Source organism: Noviherbaspirillum sp. ST9 (genome assembly GCF_048799745.1).
Classification (GTDB): Bacteria; Pseudomonadota; Gammaproteobacteria; order Burkholderiales; family Burkholderiaceae_D; genus Noviherbaspirillum.
The window spans coordinates 480675-505181 of record NZ_JBLWFR010000003.1; the positions used below are offsets into that span (position 1 = coordinate 480675).

14 protein-coding genes are annotated in these 24507 nt (G+C 56.1%); 13 read left to right on the forward strand and 1 reads right to left on the reverse strand.

Annotation, left to right across the window (positions count from 1 at the left end):
* The first annotated feature begins 20 nt into the window (after nucleotides 1–20).
* The 12 genes from ACNOHI_RS08675 to ACNOHI_RS08730 all read left to right on the forward strand — a co-directional run bounded on the left by ACNOHI_RS08675 (nucleotide 21) and on the right by ACNOHI_RS08730 (nucleotide 21338).
* A complete protein-coding gene (locus tag ACNOHI_RS08675) occupies nucleotides 21–8195 on the forward strand; it encodes an alpha/beta fold hydrolase (RefSeq protein ID WP_420474262.1) in 8175 nt (2724 codons plus the stop codon).
* 2 nt (nucleotides 8196–8197) lie between these two features.
* Complete coding sequence (locus tag ACNOHI_RS08680; RefSeq protein WP_420474263.1) at nucleotides 8198–9403, forward strand: diaminopimelate decarboxylase; 1206 nt, start codon at nucleotides 8198–8200, stop codon at nucleotides 9401–9403.
* Nucleotides 9404–9507: 104 nt separating this feature from the next.
* Nucleotides 9508–10509: a ketol-acid reductoisomerase gene (gene ilvC, locus ACNOHI_RS08685; protein WP_420474264.1), complete on the forward strand. Its 1002-nt coding sequence runs from the start codon at nucleotides 9508–9510 to the stop codon at nucleotides 10507–10509.
* Nucleotides 10510–10524: 15 nt separating this feature from the next.
* Nucleotides 10525–11562: a TauD/TfdA family dioxygenase gene (locus tag ACNOHI_RS08690; protein ID WP_420474265.1), complete on the forward strand. Its 1038-nt coding sequence runs from the start codon at nucleotides 10525–10527 to the stop codon at nucleotides 11560–11562.
* A gap of 52 nt (nucleotides 11563–11614) precedes the next feature.
* Entirely contained in the window at nucleotides 11615–12586 is a 972-nt protein-coding gene (locus tag ACNOHI_RS08695; protein ID WP_420474266.1) for a hypothetical protein, read from the forward strand.
* Nucleotides 12583–13488: an AEC family transporter gene (locus ACNOHI_RS08700; RefSeq protein ID WP_420474267.1), complete on the forward strand. Its 906-nt coding sequence runs from the start codon at nucleotides 12583–12585 to the stop codon at nucleotides 13486–13488. Before ACNOHI_RS08695 ends, ACNOHI_RS08700 begins: the two co-directional genes overlap by 4 nt.
* Nucleotides 13489–13519: 31 nt before the next feature.
* On the forward strand, nucleotides 13520–14893 hold the full coding sequence (locus ACNOHI_RS08705; protein WP_420474268.1) for an aminotransferase: 1374 nt from the start codon (nucleotides 13520–13522) through the stop codon (nucleotides 14891–14893).
* Between the two features lie 452 nt (nucleotides 14894–15345).
* Complete coding sequence (locus ACNOHI_RS08710) at nucleotides 15346–16839, forward strand: tyrosine-type recombinase/integrase (protein ID WP_420474269.1); 1494 nt, start codon at nucleotides 15346–15348, stop codon at nucleotides 16837–16839.
* Between the two features lie 277 nt (nucleotides 16840–17116).
* Nucleotides 17117–17893 carry a hypothetical protein gene (locus ACNOHI_RS08715; RefSeq protein WP_420474270.1) on the forward strand — a complete coding sequence of 259 codons (777 nt, stop codon included), beginning with the start codon at nucleotides 17117–17119 and terminating at the stop codon, nucleotides 17891–17893.
* Between the two features lie 97 nt (nucleotides 17894–17990).
* The gene (locus tag ACNOHI_RS08720) at nucleotides 17991–18233 is read left to right on the forward strand and encodes a helix-turn-helix transcriptional regulator (RefSeq protein WP_420474271.1); all 243 of its coding nucleotides are present in this window, start codon (nucleotides 17991–17993) and stop codon (nucleotides 18231–18233) included.
* An 11-nt stretch (nucleotides 18234–18244) separates the two neighbouring features.
* Nucleotides 18245–20797 carry a hypothetical protein gene (locus ACNOHI_RS08725; RefSeq protein WP_420474272.1) on the forward strand — a complete coding sequence of 851 codons (2553 nt, stop codon included), beginning with the start codon at nucleotides 18245–18247 and terminating at the stop codon, nucleotides 20795–20797.
* Nucleotides 20798–20924: 127 nt separating this feature from the next.
* Nucleotides 20925–21338 carry a hypothetical protein gene (locus ACNOHI_RS08730; RefSeq protein WP_420474273.1) on the forward strand — a complete coding sequence of 138 codons (414 nt, stop codon included), beginning with the start codon at nucleotides 20925–20927 and terminating at the stop codon, nucleotides 21336–21338.
* Nucleotides 21339–22946: 1608 nt separating this feature from the next.
* Here ACNOHI_RS08730 and ACNOHI_RS08735 read toward each other — a convergent pair.
* Nucleotides 22947–23915 carry a DUF932 domain-containing protein gene (locus ACNOHI_RS08735; protein WP_420474274.1) on the reverse strand — a complete coding sequence of 323 codons (969 nt, stop codon included), beginning with the start codon at nucleotides 23913–23915 and terminating at the stop codon, nucleotides 22947–22949.
* Between the two features lie 80 nt (nucleotides 23916–23995).
* Here ACNOHI_RS08735 and ACNOHI_RS08740 point away from each other — a divergent pair, with 80 nt between their 5' ends.
* Nucleotides 23996–24307, forward strand: coding sequence for a hypothetical protein (locus tag ACNOHI_RS08740; protein ID WP_420474275.1), 312 nt, complete (start codon nucleotides 23996–23998; stop codon nucleotides 24305–24307).
* Nucleotides 24308–24507: the final 200 nt, after the last annotated feature.

Consider the following 24507-nt stretch of genomic DNA (forward strand, 5'->3'; position numbering starts at 1 on the left):
TCCCAACAATTTCTATATCCATGACTAATTCGGAATCGGATCAATCCGTCAAGATTGTCAACTTCTCCCCGCGGGATGACGTATCAATCCGCTTGTTTGTCTTCTCTCATGCGGGAGGCAGCGCGACCGCGTACCGGGATTGGGCACCGCAGCTCCCCGCAACGGTGGAAGTCATGGCCATATCGCTTCCCGGACGAGGTTCAACATTGCATCTGCCCGCGATTGCCGAATGGAAGAAACTGGTAACGCAAGCAGCGAATGCGATCGAACCGTATCTCGACGGTACGCCATTCAGCTTGTTCGGCCATAGTTTCGGCGCCTTGTTTGCCTATGAAGTCGTCAGGGAGCTGCTCCGGCGGAAGTTGCCTCCGCCTGCCTGTCTATTTGTATCGGCGCATGGCGCTCCCCAGTTGCAATCCGCAAGGCAGGCGCGAATTCCAGCCACGCATCAACTATCTGACGCTGCATTTCTCGACGCCGCGAAACGCTGGGGTTTCCTGGAGGAGGCGCTCCTTGCTGATCCGGATCTCGTCAAGGTCATGCTTCCCGCATTGCGCGCCGACTTGACTCTCGACGAAACGTATCACTTCGACCCTGTGGCAGCGGAAATCCCGCTGCCGCTGGTGGTCTACGGAGGCTCCTCGGATGACAGCGTTGCGCATGAAGAGCTGAGCGCATGGCATGAATTGGCGACAGATGCGCAGACGCGAAGCAAGTGTCGCACCCGCATGTTCGACGGCGGACATTTTTATTCAATCACGCATCAGGCCGAGGTGTTGCGCGACATCCAGGAGACCCTGGAGCAATTGCTCGATGAATTTCCCTTGTCCGTCATCCGCACCCAACAAGGGAAACATTCGCATGCAGAAGCATCCGGATCCGCTGGCGCATTGGTGCATGAAATGTTCGATGCGCAGGTGAAAAAGAATCCCGACAGCGTCGCAATCGTCGATGGCGATACGGTGCTCACCTACCGCGAGGTCGGCGAGCGGGCCGATTTGCTGGCGCGCGCTCTACAGCAGTCAGGACTTCGGGCTGGCGACATCACGGGCATTCTCCTGCCACATTGCGCGAGCTATGCGATTGCAATGCTGGCGATTCTCAAGGCAGGCGGAGCAGTCGCCTTGTTGGAGACAAACTGGTCGCCGGCGTTCCTGGAAGAGTTTGTCGAAGCCTCGTCAATCGCGATCATCGTTACTGATCCAATCCTGGCCGCCGTATTTGAACAAAGCCTGGAAAGCGAGGGCGTCCAACACTTCATCTTCTCTTCCAATGGACTCGATGAGCTCGAGCAAACTGCCGGCTCTCTGCCTCCGCTCGTCGCCGCGGACCGCTTGCCAAGTGATGTGGCAATGGTTTCCATGACCAGTGGTTCTACAGGAAAACCCAAGGCTGTTCTTACGACCCATCGCGGATGCGCGTTCTGCTTCGAAGCGCGCTTCTCCCTATATCCGTATCTCGACAATGAGCGGGAAGCTGTCAATGTTTTTTTTGCGTGGGAATGTTTGCGACCGCTTCTGCAGGGCATTCCTCTGTACGTGATTCCCGACGATGTGATCTTCGATCCGCCGCGATTGATTCGCTATCTGGACGAACATCGGATTACTCGACTGATCACCACGCCCTCCCTGCTTGAGCAGACGGTTCAGCATCCATCGACAGGGCGAACCCTGGGCGAGCGCCTGAGTAGCCTCAAGTACTGGTTTCTTACGGGTGAGGTCGTGCATCGCCACCTGGTGGAGAAAGCGGCAGAGGCGTTACCCGGTTCCGTTGAACTGGTCAATATGTACAGCACGTGGGAATGCCTCGACGTCTCCTATGCCAATCTGTTGAGTGGTCCGCCTGCCGGTCGCCGCCCCGCTCTTGCCTATCCCGGCTCCCTGCTCGGTCTGGCCGGCAAAGTCATCCCGGGCGTCGATTTGTATGTTCTGGACGATGCGCTGCATCCGGTGCCGCAGGGGGTGGCGGGCTATGTCTACGTTGCCGGGCCCGGCGTTGCGGCGGGCTATCTCAACGATGACGACAAGACCAGAGAACGTTTCATCTCCATTCCAGCCCGCCTCGCATCGACGCGTAGCGGCGAAACCGCTCCCGTCATGTACTTTACGGGAGATCGTGGACGAATCCATCGTGATGGACAGGTTGAACTATTGGGGCGCGCCGATGCCACCGTAAAGCTGCGCGGCTTCAAAGTCTCCTTGCATCAGGTAGAACACGGCATCGCGCAACTCGAGAGCGTCAAGACATGTGCAGTCCTTCCCGTGAAGGATGACGCGAGCAGACAATCGATTGGTTTGGTTGCGTACGTCGTCGGGACCAACGGCAAACCAAGCGATGATGCGCTCTCAGCGATGCGCAACGAGGTCAAGGCGCTTCTTCCGCACTATGCGGTACCGGCGTACTGGGTCGGCTTGGATGAATTACCGTTACGCAAAGGCGAGTCCAGGAAACTCGATATTCATGCATTGCCGAAGCCTGGAATCGTCAGGGCCGCTCCCGTTGGAACGCGCGGAGATCACTTCGACGCAATCGGAAAAATCGACCGTACGGTGATCAACACGTGGAAGCAGATCCTGAATTCCGAAGATGCGTCATTACAAGATAACTTCTTTGACGTGGGCGGCAACTCATTGCTTGCTGCCGCACTTGCAGGGGAACTGTCAACGCGCTACGGCCTGAAAGTCAACGTCATCGATCTCTACCAGCACAGCACCTTGGCTGGATTGATCGAGTTTTGCGGCGGGGGAAAGCGGGAGAAGGGGATTTCCCTGCCCGAGTCGCCGAGCCTGGACAGACAGCGTGATACAGCGCCGTCCGGACAGCTTGCCATCGTAGGGATGGCGTGCCGCCTACCCGGTGCAAAGAATATCGACGAATTCTGGCAGAACCTCACGTCAGGACGAGACAGTCTGCGCACGTTCAGCAGGGACGAGCTCGCATCGAGAGGCGTCCCCGACGAGGTACTCGATCACCCGCAGTGGGTCCCGGTAGGGCAGGTGGTCGACGACGCCGACAAGTTCGATGCCTATTTCTGGGGAATCGGTGCGCACGAAGCCACATTGATGGATCCCCAGCAACGTGTCTTCCTGGAGACGGCCTGGACTGCGATGGAACATGCCGGTTACGCCCCGCGCAGCAATCAATACAGGCAGCGTATTGGCGTATTTGCGGCGTGTGGAATTGACGGATACCTGGTTCACCATCTAAACGGCGGCGGCCTCAAGACGCCGCTCGATCCCGGGCGGCTGATGCTCACCGAAATCGGCAATGAGAAAGACTACATTGCAACGCGCGTGGCGTATCAGCTCGATCTTGGCGGCCCCGCCATGACGGTAACGAGTGCGTGCAGCAGCGCACTGGTTGCAGTCGCCCAGGCTGCCCAGTCGATACTGACCGGCCAGTGCGATATGGCGATTGCCGGCGGCGCCAGTCTTACATTTCCGAACTTCGGCTATTGCTATACAGACGGTCTGGTCGGCAGCAAGGACGGCAGAGTCCGCCCGCTCGACGACGGCGCAAGCGGCACTCTCTTCGGCGACGGGATCGGTGCTGTGGTCCTGAAACGACGAGAGGATGCGGAAGCCGACGGCGATACCATATGGGCGCTATTGACGGGTGTTGGCGTGACCAACGACGGCAGGCAAAAGGCCGGCTATACCGCGCCGAATGCGGTCGCCCAACGGAACTGCATTACGACAGCGATGAACATGGCCGGCGTACGCGCAGAACAAATGTCCTACGTAGAGTGCCACGCGACGGCCACGCACGTCGGCGATGCGATCGAGTTGCAGGGATTGACTGAGGCGTATTCGCTCGCCCAAGGTGAGAGTGCGAATTATGCGCAGTCCATTGCGATTGGAAGTGTCAAGGGCAATATCGGTCATGCGAACTGCGCCGCCGGCATCACCGGCCTGATCAAGACCGCTCTGATGCTGAAGCATCGGACGCTTGTTCCCACAGTGCACTTTGAAACACTCAACCCCAAGCTTCATCCTTACGTAGGGGGGAGCACGCCTTTCTTTGTGCATCAGGGTACTGGAACGTGGAATGTCGCGAATCCTGACCTCCAATTCCCTCGTCGTGCCGGCGTCTCAAGCTTTGGCATCGGGGGAACAAATGCGCACGCCGTACTGGAAGAATGGACTGTCACGCGTCCTGCAGAACCAGCCGGCGGTAATAGCGAGACAACCGAAAGCTTCCAGCGGCAATGGCATTTGCTGACGCTCTCGGCAAAGACGAGAAGCGCCTTGCTGGAAAACGTCCGGCAGTTGCGGGGATACCTGACCCAACAGAAAGAAGAAATCGACGCGGGGAATGCGGCCTATACGCTGCATGTAGGCAGAGAGGTATTTCCTTACCGGGCAACGGCTTTGGCCAGGGACGGGATGCATGCGGCAGAACAGTTGCAAGACTTGATCGGCCGTCTCTCCCAAACAGAACAACTCTTGCCGAAAACGACATCAACGAATGCCAGCGTTGTCTTTTGTTTCAGCGGGCAGGGAAGTCAGTATCCGGCGATGGCCAGAGGGCTATATCTCAGTCCCGATCTGCCAGTCTTTCGTCAGCAGTTCGACAAAGTTTGTGACTTGTTCTTGCCGCTACTGGGCTTCAATCCACGCGAAGCGGTGTTTTCAAACGAGCTCGAACTGTTCAATCGGCCGACGGTCATCCAGCCGGGCCTGTTCGCATTGGAGTATGCGCTTGCCCAAGCGCTCATGGGATTCGGCATCCAGCCGACTGCGGTTGCAGGTCATTCAATCGGTGAATATGTTGCTGCAGTCATCGCTGGAGTGCTGACACTTTCGGACGCAATCAAGCTGGTCGCGGTGCGGTCTGCGGCGACCGAGGAAATTGTGGAGAACACCAATGAAGGCCCGGGAGCGATGCTCAGCGCGAATCTGTCCGAAGAGGTGGCGCGCGCGCTGATAACCGATCGGGCGGATGTCTGGATCGGTGTATGCAATGCGCCAGACACGACGGTATTCTCCGGTTCGCTAGCGGCCATTGAATCGCTCCACCACGCGTTGAGGGAGCAATCCATCCGATGCGCTCGGTTGCATGTCACGCATGCGTTTCACAGCGGCCTGATGCGCCCGGTTGCCGACGCCATTAACGCGTGTATGCGTTCGATCACGATGAACATGCCCGTCATTCCGATGACATCCAATGTATCCGGCGGCTGGTTCGATGAGGACATGTTGCGGCCCACGTATTGGGGCGAGCACATGGCAGGAACGGTCAAATGGGTCGATAACGCCGCATCGCTGCTGCAATGGAAGCCTGATGCCATCCTGGAGATCGGGCCAGGGAATACGCTCTGCAACCTGGTGGAAAAAAGTCGGCGCGCGTTACGGGAAAACAATGCGGCAGCTTCTGATCTGGAGTACCGGCCGCAATTGATCTCATTCATTCGCGGCGCTTCGGTGGACGATGCGGATGATGGACAGGTCTTTACAGATGCGCTCGGCCGATGCTGGGCTGCGGGCATCTCCATCGATTGGAATGCGTATCACAAGCACGAGGTAACGCGGACAGGCGCGCCGCTGCAAAGAATTCCTCTGCCTGCCTATTGCTTCGACAAGACCAGTTTCTGGCTGAATCCCGAAAATTCCATCTACGTGGATATCAAGCAGGAGCCGCCCTACAGGGAAATGCCAAATCAGCGACACGTAGGCGCATGGCGATCTGACCAGGCTGCATCAATGCGGCTAGTCCGTTATGGCGTCGAAAATAAAGCCGATGCGAGCGTCGTGTTGTACTGCTTCCCATTTGCAGGCGGCTCGTCCCGCAACTTCGAGAAATGGGCCCGGCTCGCGCCATCGTGGCTGGACGTCGTGGCCGTCGAACTGCCTGGGCGCAATGGGCGTGGCGGCGAGCGCGTGAATGCGAGCGATAAGGAAGATGCACTCGAACTTGCCGAGATCGGCAAGGCGATTATCCTCGATGCTCAGGGTAAAGCGCTCTCCCTATGTGGCATGAGTTACGGCGCATTGCTTGCAACGGAACTCGCATTCGGACCACTGCGCGACGCGTTACTGCGGGGACAAATAATGAACCTGCACGTCGTCGGTCGCGACGCCGTCAACATCGATGGCCTGGCCGACGACGATCATCCAGCAGAGATGAATATCGAAGAATTCATAGTCGCTCCGCCGGAAGTGCGAAAAAGCCGCGAGTGGGAAGAGTATTTCCTGCCGCTATTGAAAGGCGATTTGAATGGCGATGCGCGAGCTGCTTCAAGAATAAAAAAGCATTGGCGGGATGATGCGGCAGAAAACAGTAAGATCCGGATCAATGGAATCCATGTTCATTACGGAGATGTCGACAGGTCATTTGACCCGTTGTCGATCCAGGCATGGTATCGCCTTGTGGGAGCGGATACCGGATCAGCGCATCGGTACACTGGCGGGCATGATTTCATGCTCAATTGCGGCGGTGAAATCTTCCTACACATTGTCGAATCGCTGATCCCGCTGGCATATCCGCCGGCGCCCCCATCGACATGCCAAAGCCAAGCAGGCACCCGTACGGAGCGCGCATCGATCTTTACGAATGCTTGGACGCGCCTTCCCAGCCAGGGCGCCGGCACGAACGTCAATGAAGTTTCAAGCGTGCTTCGGTTGTCCGACGCCAGAGTTCCGCTTGATGCCGACGATTTCGAAGCAATGTCGACATCCGATGGATTGTGGATTGTCGTCGAACGCCGAGAGGTGTTCGAGTCTGCGTTCGAAACGGCCCAGTGCGCGGCATTCATTGATCTGGCCCGGCAATGCAGCGAGGCCAATGCCACAGGAAGAATCGTGCTGGTGATGCCTGCGTCGGCACAGGGAGCATTGATCGCCGGTGCGTCCAAGGCCATCTCTCATGAATATCCGGATCTGCGGTTTGCGCGACTGTTCCTGGAGACGGAGATCCACCAGGCCGTGTCCGGTCTTATGGATGAAGGACGCCAAATCGAGATCGTGCGTTCTTGCCTGACCACATCCGAGCACGCTGCCGAGAATGACATGTGGTGTCGTCGCGAACGAGACGGCATCGCGGTGTATGGGCAGCGCCTTCTTCCCCTGCAGTATGCCGATCCCGGAGCACAACTCCCAGGCTGGACGCGAGGGGAGGGCGCTTTTCTCATCTCCGGCGGAACTGGCGGGATAGGCGGGGCGTTGATCGACTGGCTGGTCGACGTCAAACAAGTGTCTCCTCAACGAATCGTTCTTCTCAGCCGAAATCCACAGGTTCACCCGCGAGGCGTGACCGTCATTCCGGTTGATATTTGCGACCCGGACGCCTTGCGGCGTAATTCACAGTTGCAGTTGATCCGTACTGTCGCCGGTGTCTTTCATCTTGCCGGTTCGCTCGACGACGGGGTGGCGCTCAATATGAGTGCGGAGCGTCTGGAGAAGGTGGTTGCGCCCAAGGCGAGTATCTTCAACTTGATGCAACTGGCCGTCGAGCGAAAGTGGCCGCTGCAATGGATAACGGCGTTCTCGTCCACGAGTTCGTTATTCGGCTACCCCGGGCAAAGCAATTATTGTGCGGCTAACGCGATTCTGGATCATTTGGCGATATGGCAAGACGCAACGTTGCCCGTCCTGACAGTCAACTGGGGGCCGTGGGCGGAAGCCGGCATGTCGAAACAAGGCACCAAAGCGTTTTCGAAGTCGCTCGCCGAAGGAGACATCCCGATGAAGACGCAAGATGCGCTCGATGGCCTTGATCGCGTTTTGAACGCGTTTCACAACGATCTTCCTCATCCCGGGCATCACTTCACCATTTGCAATACGCGGTGGGAGCAGTCCCTTTGGCGTCAACATCCGATGCTGTCGCGGATTCCAGCGGATGTTGAGAGACGACACGATTCTCGCCGAATCGAAGCCGATGTATCGATGGATGAAACGACGGCGGCATCGACACGTTCCAGAGGCAGCATGGGTTCAAATGAAACGCATGATGGAGCCACAAGTGATGTCAGGACGTTTCTCTCGGGGTTCGTCAGCGCTTGGTCTCCGCATGACGACTTGACGTCGTTGGGTTTGGATTCATTGGACCTTGTGCAGATCCGCAACGGATTCAATCGGACTTTCAACGCCGATGTGCCGCTTTCAACGTTCTTTGCGCCGAACATGACGCTTGAGAATTTGGAAAGAACGCTGGCGACTTCTGTACCTGGCAGCAAAAACAATAAACAAGGAAAATGACGATGACGCAGTCTTATTGGTGGCAGCGGGAAGACCTCTGTTATCGCAAGGGAAAATTGACCTACTGTGACAAGGACGTCGAGACATTGGCAGACGCCCTCGAGACGCCCCTGTATCTCTATAGTGCCGCGCGAATCAAAAGGAATTTGACTTCACTTCACGACGCACTGAACTACAACGATGTCCGCCACACCATCTACTACGCGATGAAGGCGAATCGTTTCGCACCGCTTCTGACGTATCTCAAGGTAACCGGATTATGCGGCATCGATGCCTGTTCGCCTGCTGAAGTAAAGCTTGCCCTATCGTGCGGATTCAGCCAGCGAGAGATCTCTTATACAGCAACGTCCATGTCGGATCAGGATGCCGATCTGTTGGCGCAGTGGCCCGATGTGCTTGTTAATTGTGACAGCATCAGCGCCATCCGAAAGATTGGAAAGCGTTGTTCCGGAAGATCGATCGGCTTGCGCATCAATCCTGCGCGCGGGGTTGGATATCACAACCTGAGCGTACTGCAATACAGCGGGAAGAAAGCCACGAAATTTGGCATATATCGTGAACACTTCGAAGAGGCACTGCATGTCGCACGAGAGTGCGAGCTTGCAGTCAATCGCATCCACTTCCATACCGGATGCGGCTATCTGAACGATCAGTTATACCAGCTTGAAGAGATTTTTGAGGCTGCCACGTGGTTCACGGCACGCATTCCCGAGCTGCACCAGGTCAATTTGGGCGGAGGGCTTGGCGTGCCGCATACCGAGACCGACGCACAACTTGATCTGCGAACGTGGGGAAGATTGGTTCAGAAGTACTTCGGCAGCCACCATGTCGCGATCGAACCTGGTGACTACATCGTAAAAGACAGCGGCTTGCTGTTGCTCGAAATCGCCAGCGTCGAACGCAAGCAGGATACTTTGTTCGTCGGCGTCAATGGAGGCTTCAATCTCGCTATCGAACCTGCTTTCTATCAACGTCCCAAGGAAGCGGTGCTATGCAAACAGCCCGGGAGCACAGAGAAGATCGAAACCACCATTGCCGGAAATATCAATGAGGCCCTTGATATATGGGCAGAACGTATTCCATTTCCCCGATGCGAAGAAGGCCAGAGAATCGCCTTTCTCAACGCTGGAGGTTATGCCTCTTCAATGAGTTCGAATCATTGTTTGAGAGGGCAATTTTCCGAATATCTGTTGATTGACAGAGAGTAGCAGTTCCTTTCCCACCCTGTTGCGACGAGCGCGCGCTGTCCATTTGCGGACGGCGATGGGACGTCTCGCGCTCTGAATTGTGCAAACCTGACCTTTAGGAAAAAATGAAGACGAACGTTTTCTATGACAACGACGCAAATGTGGCTCACCTGGCCAACGAGACAGTTGCGGTATTAGGCTACGGAATCCAGGGAACCGCATTTGCGGCCAACCTGCGTGACAGTGGCGTCAACGTAGTGGTGGGGAATATTCAGGACGAAAATTTCAGACGTGCCTGCGAGGATGGCTTTGAGGTCTTCTCCATTGCCGAAGCCGTCAAGCGGTCACGCATCGTACTGTTCCTGATTCCCGATCAGGCGCAAAAGGCGGTCTACGAGAACGATATTGCGCCCAACCTCCATGCCGGGCACATGGTGGTATTTGCGCACGGCTATGCCATTCGCTATCGGAAGATTGTTCCGCAAGAGAATATCGACGTTGCCCTGCTTGCCCCGCGCATGTACGGAAAAACCATCCGTACCTATTTCACCGAAGGCGGGGGCGCACCTGCATTTTTCGACGTGGTGCAGGATCGTTCCGGCCGCGCCAGAGATAGGATTCTGGCAGTCGCCAAAGCGGTCGGCTTTACGCGTTCCGGATTGATGCATATCTCGGTAGCGGAGGAAACCGAACTGGATCTATTCCAGGAACAGTTTCTGTTTCCAGCCCTGATTGACTTCTTCGAGACGACATTCCAATTCCTCTGCGAACACGGCTTCGACCCGGTGGCATCGCTGATGGAACTGTACGCATCCGGCGAGACGGGGGAAACCATTCTGGATGCCGCGAGACTTGGTTTGCTTGAAGTGATTGAGCAGCAAGGTTCGCCTACATGCCAGTTCGGGATCCAGCAGAACCGCGGCAAGATCTTGTCGCGCGACGCTATCCGGCAATCGGCAGCGAAGGTGCTGAGCGAGATACAAGGCGATGACTTCGCGCAGCGACTGGATGCGGAAGCGCAATCGGGGTACGGACAATTGCGCGCATACAGACAGCAGACATCTGATTCCCCGCTCACCCGCGCCCATAACAAACTGCGCGAGCAACTGCGCTTCCATCGCGTTTGAGATCCGGGAGGCTGAATGCTGTTCGAAAAATGCATGCTGGATGAAAGTGGCTACGTGCCGATTAACGTACGCAACCGCAAGTTTCTGGCGGGGTCCCGCAGCACCTGCTTTCCCGTGTCCATTCCTTCGGCGGAAGGAATGGTGAACGCAATGCGCCTCGTTGCCCCTGAACGGGAAGAGACGGAAATCGCGCACGCCTGCCGGGAAATGATCGATTCTCATTTGCCGGCGCGCGGGGCGATTTTGTTGCGTGGCCTGCCATTGGAAACCACGCGCGATTTCAATCATTTCCTCGAGCTGCTGGATTACCCACCGTTCGGTTACGAGGGCGGGATTGCAGTGCGCAATCGCACCGACAAGCTGGTTTACGAGGCAAGCCAGGAGCATGCGGATATTACGATGACGCCGCATAACGAGATGGCCTATCTCAAGCGCTTTCCACGGAAGATATTCTTTTTTTGCGAAGCCGCGGCGCCCGATGGCGGGGAAGTGCCGATCAATGATGTCAGGCTGACGGCGCAAATGTTGAAGCCGGAATTATTAAGCGAATTCAGAGCGAAGGGCATTCGTTATACCCGGCGCCTGCACGAAGGTAACTCAAGTGCAGAAATCGGATGGCGGCAGACCTTCCAGGTAGAGGACAGGGGAACTCTCGAAGCGATCCTTTTACGTGCGGGTTACGAATTCGCCTGGGGACGGAACGGCGACCTGCGCTACAGCTATTGCAACCCTGCCTTTGTCAGGCATCCCGATACAGGTGAAGAGCTTTGGTTCAATCAAGTGACCGAATTGCACGGCTCCTATTGGCAGGAACATCCACTGTTCGAACAGTTGAATCTTGAATTGGCCGACTGTCCGGCCAACACCACATATGGCGATGGCACACCGATTCCCACAGAGGTCATCGAGCATATCCGAGGTGCGATATGGCAGACCTCGAGAGGCGTAAGGATGCAGGTAGGGGATGTGCTGGTGTTGGACAACGTCACCGTCCAGCATGGCCGCATGTCTTACCACGGGTTCCGTCGGCATGCCGTCAGTTTGACCGATTAGCGGTTTGACTGAGGCGTCTTCCCAACACTACCAAGAAGAACAGGATACTGACATGAAAATGCATGAGCGTCGATCATCTGATGACATCGCTGATTCCGCCGCTGCGGGACCGATTGCAAGCGATTCGGCGGGGCAGAGTTTTCCAAACCCCATTCCAAGCTTTGCATTCAATCCGCTCGACAGCTGGACACTGGCCTTCCAACGCGGTTTGCTCAACGCCGACTTCGCCCAGAAGACGGTTTATGAGGTCGGCGTGGGAACGGGAGCCAATGTCGCCTTCTTGCTCAAGGAGTGCGGAGCCGCGAAAGTCTATGGAAGCGACGTTGATTCGCGCCTGAGCACCGTTGCGCAAGAGTTGGTGAGCTTTCGCATTCCGGAGAAAGCGCATTATTTTATTCCGCTGCACGGAAGCATCAGCCTGATCAACTCACCGGAAGCAAGCACTGCTGCCTGTGCATCCGATGCAATCATCGCGTGTATTCCGCAGGCGGTCGACACGGATGACCATGCTGTCGCGTCCTTCATGGAAGCCCATTATCCTTTAGCAAAGAGTAAGCCCGAATCCAGGCAGGCAGACTATCAGGCGCACTATTATCCCTTCGAGCAATTCCGGCATTATCAATTCAATCGCTTCGGCCTCGGGCTCAACGAGGCGCTCCTGGACAGCATCCGGCGACAGGCGCCGCAGGCGGACATCATTGTGAATTTGAGCGGAAGAGCGGGCAAGCAACGTTTGCTCGACATGTTCCGATCGTATCGCTACGAGCCGACCGTACTGCACAAGGCCATCGTCCCACAGTGCAGTAAGACCAGTATTGCCTACTATGCTGCGCTGGAGACGCACCTGGAGCAGGAAGGCCTGTCTCTGGAAAGCGAGTTTTTCATGGATAGCGACGGAGTCCAGCCGATCAGTGCAAGAGAGGCTGAACGGTTAAGGACAACGGAACCGTCGGCCACCTTGTATCACAGTCTCTATGTGATGCGAGCAAGGCCGGAAGCCATTCCTTCGGGAGATGGCAATTGAACGGGATCATTGCAATATTCAGCTTTTTTCTGATCGGCGCCGTATTAAAAAAATCAGGACGGATACCGGAAGGTTTTTCCCAGAGCCTGATTTCGTTCATCGTCAACGTCTCGTTACCGGCGTTGACCTTGAAGGTCATCCATGATCTGAGCCTGGACTCATCCCTGCTTTTTCCGATGGTCGTGCCGCTCGTCGTTTTCGCCATGTCGGTGATACTGATGCTGACGCTCACGCGAATCATTCCGATGGCACGCGAGACAGTCGGTTGTCTCATTCTCTTGTGCGGTATCGGGAACACATCGATCATCGGTATTCCGGTGATCGACGTTTTTTTCGGGTTCGACGGTTACGGTGCGGCGCTGGTCGTCGACCAGTCCAATTTTCTCGTCATGTGCATCGCGGGCATCATTACTGCGGGCATATTCGGATCCGCGTCTTCTGATCCGAAGTCAATTCTCAAGCGCATTGCAACTTACCCATCCATACAAGCGATGCTGCTCGCTGTGATGTTGAAACCGTTCGAGTTTCCTGCGTGGCTCGGCGACCTATTGCTCGTATTGGGAAAAACGCTGACTCCACTAGCGATTATTGCCTTGGGCGCGTCATTCAAAATGGAGTTAAAGAAGGAAGTATTGGGCCCGTTTTTTCTTGGGGTGGCAATCAAGCTCATCGTGATTCCAATGTTCATTATCGGCATGTTTTACAACTGGGTACCGATCGGAAACATCGCGAGCAAGGTGGCGATCATTCAGTCGGGCATGCCGCCGATGATTCTGGCAGGTCTTATCGCTGCGGATAACAAAATGAATCCTCCCTTGGCTTTGAGCCTCGTCGCATTAAGCATTCCGCTTTCCTTTTTGACGCTTTTCTTCTGGAACCGGATTCTTGGCTTGTTGCTTTAAATCGTTAATCGTTAGATTGGATGAAGTGTTCATGGACTGGAAGGATTTGATCGGCAAGGACATGAGGCATGTCCTGCATCCCTGGGCTGACTTGTCGACTTTGCATACGGCAGAGCCAATGCTTGTTGAGCGTGCGCACGGCTATCATGTCTTCGACGCGCAGGGAAACCGTTACGTGGACGGTATCGGAGGAATGTGGTGCATGACGGTCGGGTATGGTCGCCGCGAGTTGGCGGAGGCCATGCTTGAGCAGTCCCTCAAGATGCCTTATTACACGCCGTTCGGCGCGATGACGAATGCACCGGCTTGCACCTTGGCTGCCGAGCTGGCGTCACTTGCGCCGGGCGATTTGAATCGCGTTCATTTCACGACATGCGGATCTACCGCGGTTGAATCTGCGCTGCGATTTGCGCATTACTACTTCCAGGTAACCGGCAGGCCGCAGAAGAAGCATATTATCAGCCGGACAGATGCCTATCACGGAAGCACTTATCTGGCCGCATCCGTATGCGGAAAGGCCGTGGACAAGACGTACTTTCAATTTGAGGAAAGGCTGGTCCACCATGTGAGCTCGCCCAATCCTTATTACCGTTCGGAGGAAATCAGTCTCGCCGAGTTTTGCGACCGAAAGGTGAACGAACTAGAGGAAATGATTCTCAGGCTTGGGCCGCAGAACGTCGCTTGTTTTATCAGCGAACCGATATTGGCGTCGGGCGGCGTCATTGTTCCGCCGGACGGATATCACCGTCGGACTCTGGAAACCTGTCGCAAATATGATGTCCTGTACATTTCTGACGAAGTCGTTACCGGCTTCGGGCGACTGGGCCATTTCTTTTCGTCGCTGGATCGATTTTCTGTCGTTCCGGATATTCTGATAACGGCTAAAGGGCTGACGTCGGGCTATCAGCCTCTAGGGGCAGCGATTATTTCTGATCGTCTGATTACCGAGATCAGCGGTGCGAATGCTCCCGACGCTCCGACATTCACCAACGGGCTTACTTATTCAGGCCATCCGGTTGCCTGCGCGGTAGCCAGTCGAAACATCCAGCTGATGAAAGAAGAAAAGATCTGCGAACATGTACGCAAGATCGGCCCTTATTTCATGGAGCAATTACAGACGTTGCGCGAATACCCTATTGTCGCTGAAGTCCGTGGCGATCACCTCATGGCTTGCGTCGAATGCCGCGTCAGCAGGCACAAGGGGCCGGCAACGAACGCCGACATCGTGCTGGCGCAAAAGGTGGACGATGTTTGCTACCAGATGGGCGTGCTCGTAAGACCCTATGAAAATCTCTGCATATTGTCTCCGCCGCTCATCATTGATCAAGAGGGCATAGATCGAATTGTTGAGGTAATGCGGCGTGCTATCTTGGCTGCAATGAAGGAAATGGGAAAACCGTGTTGAGTAGTTGCCCAATCGAGCCGGAATGTTTTTACGCTCGCAATTTTCCAGGAAGCGTCTCAATGCGATTGTCCCCTTCATGAGGGCCGACGGGCGGACGATCGAAGGTTTCTCTCCGTCCGCCCAATCCTCCCTTGAGGGAGGTGATTGAACCATCGATGAAAACAAAAAACCACCCGAAGGTGGTTTTTCATAAGTCTTTGATTCTATTGGTCGGGGCGAGAAGATTCGAACTTCCGACCCCTTGCACCCCATCTCATTATTTTAGCGTCCCGTAGCGTCCAAGAAAATCCAGGATTTTATAAAAATCAATTCAAAAACAATGAGTTGCATATTTTTGTTGTCTGTTGCCGTCCCGCGCCGTACACTGAAATCCGCGAAAAAGTTCTTACCAATTTCTTACCAAATCTGCCCGGTGGACCGCCGCGGCAGGCGGACCAGAAAGGGCGGATCGGATGGCAGCACAAAAGCTGACGGCAACCAAGATCGAGAAATACAAGCCGACCAAGGCCGATGAAAGCCTGAGCGACGGCAACGGCCTGTCATTACGGTACAGGGTGGGGACCGCGGGGCGCGCATCCCGCATCTGGATGTATGCATACAAGGCGGACGGCAAGTCCGTCTACCTGACCCTCGGTGATTATCTCGCGGGCTTGCCTGAATTCGACATTGCGGTCTACGGACTCACCCCCGGCGCGCGGCTGACCTTGGAGACGGCGCGCAAGATTGCGCAGGAATTGACCGACTGGCGCAAGCGCAAGCTGGACCCGAAGCAGCACCTGGCGGCAGAACAAGAACGGCGTGCGGTAGAAGCGCAGCGTGCTGCTCAGGAAGAAGCCGCGCGTCGGAAACAGGCGGAAATCGATAATCTGACCGTGAACGACCTGTTCGACGCCTGGCTGCAGGACGGTGTACGGCGTCATGACGGTAACGCCGAACTGAAGCGTTCCTTCGGCGCTGATGTATTGCCTCAGATCGGGAAGAAGGCGGTGCGGCACATTACTGAGCACGACGCGCGGGCGGTGCTGCGGGCCATGGTCGCACGCGGCGTGAACCGCGCGGCGGTGGTGATGCGCAACAACCTGACGCAAATGTTTGCGTGGGCCGAGAAGCGCCAGCCGTGGCGTACGTTGCTCGTTGACGGCAATCCGATGGACTTGATCGAGATCGAGAAGATCGTTAGCCTGGACTATGATCTGCATAACGAACGTGCGCGCGTGTTGTCCGCGGCGGAAATCCGCGAGCTGCATGCGATTCTCGAACAGGCGCAGGCCGACTATGATGCCGCGCCGAACAAGCGGATTGCGTTGCAGCCGTTGGAGCCGCCGGTGCAGTGCGCGCTCTGGATCATGCTGGCAACGTTATGTCGTGTCGGTGAGCTGTTGAAGACGCGCTGGGAGCATATCGACTTCGAGGCCGGTATCTGGCGGATCCCGCGGCCCAACGTCAAGGGCAAGACGCAGGAACTCGTCGTGTCCCTGTCCCCATTCGCGCACGCACAGTTCAAGCGTTTGCACGCCATTACGGGTGGTTCGGACTGGTGTTTTCCTTCTCGCCTCGGAGAAGGGCACGTGAACGAGAAAGCGATCAGCAAGCAGGTTGGTGATCGCCAGGCGATGTTCAAGCGTGGCAAGGACGGCGCAGCAGCCAAGCCATTGAAACACCGGCGCCACGATAACTCGCTCGTCCTGTCCAATGGGAAGAACGGCGCGTGGACGCCGCACGACTTGCGTCGCACCGGGGCGACGCTGATGCAGAGCCTGGCAGTGCAGCCGGATATCATTGATCGCTGCCAGAACCATGTGATCGCGGGGAGCAAGGTGCGGCGGCATTACCTGCATCACGACTACGCGCAGGAAAAGCGCGAAGCCTGGAATGTACTTGGGCAGCATCTGGCGAAGCTGTTGGCGCGTGACGATAACGTCGTCGCGTTGCCGCGTCGCGCATGATGTCGACATTTTTCTGAAATGAAAAACCTGCGCCCGGCCTGAACGCTATTCGCGGTGCTTGCTCGACAAAGTGCTTGTACGCATTCTCTTTTTTCTGCGAATATTGTCCAGAGTAATCCCGTTTCGCCCATGAGCGGCCGGTTGTCCTCCTCGTCGTAACTGCGTGATAGCAGTCGGCACGTCCTCGCTACCTGGCTTTCCATCGTCTGTCAGCCGCGTTCGCTCATTCTGAGCGTAGCGGCCCCCAAAGTGTTTCCTTTTTTCAATAGGAGTCCCTATGGCAGACCGAAAGGCCAACCCATTTCTCGCTTACCCCCGTGCGTTGCAACTGCTGACGTCCCGCTTGACCACGACTCCGTATGAGCTTGCCGCATGGGTGTTCTTGGGGCCGGAGCAGGGTGGTTTGGCCGCGTATCGCGACGTTGCCGAGCTTGATACGCCGTCGCGTTTTCAATTTAGCACTTTCGACACCGGAAGCGACTACCTGGCAGCATTGGCCGCGTGTTGGTTCCGGGAGGATGACGTGCTGAATTTTGTGCCCGTTGACCGCTTCCTGAGTGGTGCCGCATTGGTGGCACGCTGGCAGCCACAGTTGGGGGCGCAGGCAGCGGCATTTGTGCAAGCGAAGATTGCCGAGTCGCGGTTGCTCGACATGCACCCGGTGACTGGACTTACGCGCGGCACGTTTCCTGCCGACGAAGCGCTTCCGCCCATCGCTGACGCACTTTTCGTGCTGACGCACGTGGAGAAAATCGAGCAAGAGGATTTTCAGATTGACTCCCCCGGCGTCCAGGTGCAGCAAAGTGCGGCCCCTTTGCTTAATACGCCCGAGTGGCACAAGCAGAACGCACGCGCAGCTGCTGAAGCCCTGCATAACCGGCCGGGCGGCAGCCGGGCAAAGCGCGATGAGATCCGTGCGATTTGGGCCTCAGGTCGTTACCGTACCCGTGACGAATGCGCGGAGCAGGAGTGCGCGGCCTTGGGAATGGGATTTTCTACGGCGCGAAAAGCACTGATGAATACACCGACCCCTCTGCTCCCTGACCGCTGCTAAGCAGCGGCTAGCAGCTGCTTAGCAGACCGTCTTCTGCGCGGGGGAGCCCTCCGACACCATTCAAGCCATGTTCAACAACAGCCCAGGAGGCTCAAACATGGCTAATTCGATCCTGCGTATTCCCGTCGTTCTGCGCATGCGCGGCCGCTCTCGCAGCGCGCATTACCTGGACATCCAGCTCGGCCTGTTCCCCCACCCCGTAAAAATCGGTCCCCGCGCATCCGGCCACCCGGAAAACGAAGTCACCGCAGTTAATGCCGCGCGCATCGCCGGCAAGAGCACGGACGAAATCCGTGCGCTGGTCGCGTATCTGGAATCCGCGCGCGGCAACCTGGAATAAGGCGCGCTGCGATGACTCCACTGCTGACATTTTCCGGTTGCGCATCCGGTGAAACCGACAAAACCGACAAAACCGATGAAGTCGACGAACTCCATGAAATCGATGGAACGTCCCTTGAGATCGAAAAAGGGCCGGTTGCAATTACCAATGAAGAGTTTCTTGCAGCGATCTTCGGCAATCTGAGCGGCACTGCCCGTCCGGTTGTCACCACCATCAAGGGTAATCCCCAAAAGACCAAGGCCTGGCGTTGCGACGTGTACGTTCCGGGAAAAACCGCGATCGGCACGCCGGGGCAGAACCACTATTTCACCATGTCGACCTTCAACCCCGGCAAGGACGGCATCTATCGCCGCAAAAAGGATCACTTTGAAGCGATCTACGGCGTCATGCTCGACGACGTCGGTACGAAGGCGAAGGGCCGCGATGTACTCGAAGCACTGCCGCCTTCGTACACGATTGAGACGAGTCCGGGGAATTATCAGGTCGGTTATCTGTTTGCAGCGCCGGTCCTTGACAAGTCTACGGTGGAAGCTCTGGTCAATGGCTTGATTGATGGCGGACTGTGCGACCCCGGCGCCGGCGGTCCGGTGACACGCAACGGGCGCCTGCCGGTCGCAGTCAACGGCAAGTATGACCCGCCCTTTGCATGCCGACTTGTCGAATGGCATCCCGAACGCAAGTATTCGCTCGATGAAATCGAGGTCGGCCTGGGATTGGACATCGCCGTTCCCGTTGCGGGCCAGCCGGCTAAAGACGCGCGTGCGATCAAAAAGCGCGAAGGCGGCGAGAATGCCGACTGCGACTACCAAGTTGTGACGCCGCGTGCGCAGGAAAACGCGGTCATCGCAGCGTTGCGTCAGCGCGGGCTCTACAAGTCGCCTCTCGGATCAGGCAAACACGACATTACCTGTCCCTGGGCTCATGAGCATACGGACAGCGTCGACTCCGGCACTGCCTATTGGGAGCCGGACAGCCGTTACATGCTGGGCGGATTCAAGTGCCATCATGGCCACTGTGCAGGTCGTCGTATCGGCGCTCTCCTTGCCGAACTGGATGTCTCACGGGTCAGCGCAAAGAACAAACCGACTATCTGGGTTTCTGCCGGCGAAATTAACCGTATTGTCGATGCGGCTGAATCTCTGCTGGCCGAGTCCGGCCGCTTTTACCAACGCGGCAATCTCTTGGTATCGGTATCGACCGATCCTGGTACGAACGAGACCGTGATCAAGGCGGCGAGCGCGCAAGCACTCATGCGCGCCTTGGATGGGTCGGCGACCTGGATGCGTTTTGACAAACGTGCCTCAGACTGGCTCGTGTGTGATCCGCCTGCACTGTATGTCAGCGTGCTGCATGGCGCGACACAGTATCCGCACATGCCTGTGCTGAACGGCATTGCGCGCCAGCCCTATCTGCGCATGGATGGATCGATGATGGTGCAGGCGGGTTATGACCCGGGTTCTGGCTTCTTCGGTGCGTTCGATGAACGTGATTTTGCGATTTCTAACGCCCCGACACGCGAGGATGCCGTTGCGGCGCTTGAGGTAATCCTCAACCTGTTGAATGAATTCGCCTTTGCCACTAACGAGGACCGCGCGGCAGCGGTTTCTGCCATTCTGACTGCGACCGTGCGTCCCTCGCTTCCGCAGGCACCAATGTTTCACTTTAAGGCGCCGCAGATCGCTAGCGGAAAGAGCTACCTCAGTGCGTTGGTCGCCGCATTTGCCACGCCGATGTCTGTCTCAGCGGCGTCCTTCCCTCACAACGACGAAGAATGCCGGAAGCTGTTGCTTTCGGTATTGATGGAAGGAGCAGCCGTCGTGTGTTTTGACAATCTGACTTCCGACCTTCACGCCTATAAGAGCCTTTGCAGTGTATTGACTGAGGCGAACATTACTGACCGCATCCTTGGCGTGAACAAATCGGCCACGGTTGGCACCCGCGCACTGTTTCTCTCGTCCGGAAATAATGTTGGTCCCGTTCAGGATATGACCCGTCGCTGCATCACGGTCAATCTCGATCCTCGCTGTGAGACCCCTGCGGCACGTACCTTTCACGGCTCTCCTGTTCGCGACGTCCGCGAGCGTCGCGGCCATTTCGTCTCATTGGCGCTGACCATTATCCGCGCATACATCGTCGCCGGAAGCCCGAAAACGTCGTGCAAGCAGCTGGCGAGCTACGAAGTATGGTCGGACACCGTACGCCAGGCGTTGCTCTGGCTGGGAATGCCCGACCCGGCCACGTCGCTGTTCGCAGCTATCGGCGCTGACCCGGATCGCGAGCAGTTGGGGCGCGTTCTCGGCGCATGGCATGAACTTTTCGGACAAACGCCCAAGATGGTGCGAGACGTCGTCGACGCAATCTCCACGCTCCTGCCGGGTCCGGCCGGCGATTTGAAAGAAGCGATCGACGATGTGTTGGACGGCGACGGCAAGATCAACCGTCGCCGCCTTGGGAAATGGTTGGCACGTCACCAGGGGCGCATCGTCGCCGGCCTCCGGTTGGAAAAGGTCGAGAGTCGCCGCAACGCAGACGTGTGGCGCGTCGTGTCGGTTTCGTCGGTTTAGTCGGTTTCTATCCCAAAGCGGAACAAATTGTCAGGTGGCGAGTGCGCGGCACCGGCAATGTGATGCATGTACCGGGCACTTCTCACGCAAATGAGCCAATTTTTCCATCCTAATATAAGGTGATTTCATGAACACTAAAGAATTTGAACAGCGGTTCCCGGACATGTATTCCGCCGCCCGGAAGGTGAACCGCTACCTGATGGACGACTATACCCGTCCGAATCCTGCAGTGCTTTACGTTTCGAAGAACGACGCTGTCAAGATGCTCAGTGATCGTTATCGTACGGCACATCGTATGTCGCGTGCTCAATTGGAAGAAAAGCTGAATTACCGCGCAGCGATGGAAATGGAAAAGAAGAAAGTGGCGCTCTTCTGTTACCTCTGCGTGGTCGGAGATGACGGCGAGTATGACGAGCCGGTGTTCTCGCAACCTCAGGCATATCTCGGCCATCAGCACGCGCCCGAGTTTGCCTACGGCTCGCACTACCAGGTCGAACTCGCGAAAGACGAATGGGTTCGTGCGTGGCGCGGTTCGTTCTAAAGTAATAATCGCTGCGCTTCCGAATGCCAACGTCATTCACGGAGCGCAGCGATACTTTTTCTGCTAGTGGGAGAAGATATACCGGGGAGAGCCCAAGCTATTTACCTTTTGTTTTTCCTGCCCAACTGTCGAATAGGTGAGATCCGGGCACCATATTTGATGGCTCAACGATTTCAAAGGGATTTCGAAAAAAATGGGCGGGTTCGGTTCAGGCCGTCGGCCACGTGGAAAGAAGCAACTAGTTGAGGCGGCGCTAAAGTTAGACATTCACGCAATCAGGCGATCCATGCTCAACGCTCGATCGCCTCTTTGTTCGATCGTTTGGATTCGGGATGCGGCGTTAGTATCAGGCATCATTGTTCTGCTACCGGAACAACTGATCGTTCAGGTCGGCGCGCAGGTTTTGGCCGCCCAGGTCGTCTACAAAAATTCCCGTTTTGGAGGGATTTCAGCCTCCTGCATATGCACCTCGTGCGCGCGAAGATGCAATACCCTTTACGTGGCCAGCAACCGGCTTGAATGTCGTCGGTGTGCAGGCTTAGTCTACGAAAGTCAGTATAAAAACGCGGCCGACCGCGCATTGTATAAGGCGAATAAAATTATGGCGCGCCTCGGTGCCAGCCCCGATCAAGCGATGTTCATGAGGCCGGCAAGGATGTGGCGTAAGACATATCTTCGCCGTCTGCAGCGATTTGCGGATGCGCAGCGGTTAGCGCTCAGCTTACCGATTCCCCCAGCTCCCGGCACCGGCTAGCTGGAAGTAATAATCCCTCGATCGTTCTGCGTTTTACGAAAGTGTGATCGTGCGGGGTAACGGTCAGATATTGTTGAACGGTCGCCATTGTTTCGACTGATGCCTTGCCTGGCACGAAACGATTGATTTATGCGGATTGTTCGGAAAACTACTCTTAAACTGAGCGCGTTGATGACGACTCAGAAGAGTGAGCGCGCGGCGACCGACACAATCATGCCCCTCCCCGCTACGACTCGATATTGTGGGAAATGGACAGGGGGGGGAGGGCGAAAGGGGGGGCAGATCAACAACGTTCCATAGATTCGTCCGTCAAATTTTTTGCGCACGCGCTAGAAGAAATTTCTGCCGCTTTTTCCAAAGCTTAATTTTTAGAATAAGTAGTCTTTTTGGGATACACCCATTGCATTGCCGTCTTTTAATCCGCTACGGACTTCAGTAGCGCGTCCCCACGACGCTCATGGATATCTTGCAGAAAATGTTCGAAATCGATTGGAATACCCATGGTCAGTCGCGGCCGCTCGATTACATACCGGGAGGCTGAGCCACGATGGCGGGCAGATTGCAGAAGCGTCTGGTTGGTGTGCCGGGCAGCAAAATTGCGATCTAGAATGCCACGTCGTCATCACCTGGGGGTAACCCATGAGACGACAGTATATGCCCCACCTCCGTGTGCGTAATCCAATTTGACGTAGGCGAAACATCTGGCTCGGAGCTTGAAGTAAACGCTGGGCCAACAAATATCAATGGCTGCTCCCGATGCACGTCCCATAGCGACCAATGGACAAGGCACTGGCCGAAGTGCCGCAGTATGTGCACTATCACCGCTTTTATCGGCCCTAATACTCGTAGAACTATTACGCAATCAACTTCAGCGCTGAGTTCAGCGCGTTGAGCTTAACCGTCGCAGAGGACCCAAACCATACGCGATTCAAGCGAACGCTCCCGTCCTCGGGCGTTCGACTGGGACGATAGTCCTCATAATGGGTAATTGCATTGTATGCTGCCCACACTGTACCCCTGACGCTATTGCCTTGTAGGTCGGGTGCCTCCTCTAAGAGTCGATCAATATGTCGCCATTTTTCTGGCCGCGTGCCGGTTTTCTTTTGGGCTTCGCTCCTCGGATAGACCGCCTCGAGAAATGTGTCAAGTCTGTTACGGTGTAACGCGGTGTGCGCCATCTGCTTAAAAACTTTGCCACACTGCTCGTAGAGCTGGTGCGCCGTCCGCATGATATTGCCGATTTCGGCCAGACGTTCGGGCATGGCTTTGCTATGCCGAACGCGGTACGCGGCCTGTCCGTCTTGGTGCGCAAGCATCAACGTATTTTGGCAAACGACCCGGATGGCTGTGAATTTGACGGTAACAGAACCTTTGCCGTCATGGCGATTGGAGAGCAGCAAGTAGCGCATACAGATGTCACCTGGGACAATCTCCATGACTTCTGGCAACTTGGCAAGCGTCCAAATACATTCACCCTCACCCAGCGCGCCAGCCGTCTCGAAGCACGCCATACTCTCACCCACGACCGGATCGAAGAACGCGAACGCATCGGCGTTCTGAAGCGGAGTATAGTATTTGCTAACCGCGCCGAGCAACGTCTCGCTTTCATTTGCTTCGTCGCGCGGAAGGCGCACGATCTCATAGCGTGAGTAGCGGCCCTTTCGATCTTTTCTCGCCCCGCGGGCCGGCCGCGCTTCCACTTTCCAATTCAGACCGGACGCAGTGATCATCTCTTCAGCGGTCGCCCGCTCGGGAATCTCGCTGCCCATTCCATGCCAAGGCCGCTCACCGTAATACGCCATCGAGTTGATATTGTGAGCCATTTTGTTCTTCAATATGTTGCGACAATTTTAATTTTTCATTGCCCGTATATCATGCTGAATGTCCATTCTCAGTGTTTGCGATGGCGCAGTTTCAACGCACGTTTCCCATTCCTATTTTTCTTTGGAAACGGTTTGTTGGCTTAATTGGCTTTTTAAATGAATGCCGAAGGCGGTTGCCGGTAATGCGGTGGAAGACGCCTGGTTGGCTTGAAAAGGTGGGGCTAGCGCCTTTTGATTTGAGACTGCTAAAAGAAATGCTTCCGCCGGTACCTGCAGCGACGGTTCGCGTTAGCAAAGATATTCACAATCGCAGAGATGGCGTATTGGAAATTGATGTTGGGCGAGTCACCGAAGTGAAAAACTGGAATCGCAAATTAAGGAAGCCGATCTGAATCGATTCATTGTTGCTTCTGGCGTCTCTGCCGCAACGCAGTCGCACCTTCAGTACGTTCTTGCCTCGTTTGTGCAACCCGACACGTGAGGAGTCATCGTCACCGCTTGCGCTGGCAACCCAACCTCGCTCGTAATCGCGGCAAGCCAAAGGGAATGCATTGGCGCACCTTCTGGTGATTGAAGGCTGAGCATAATGTCA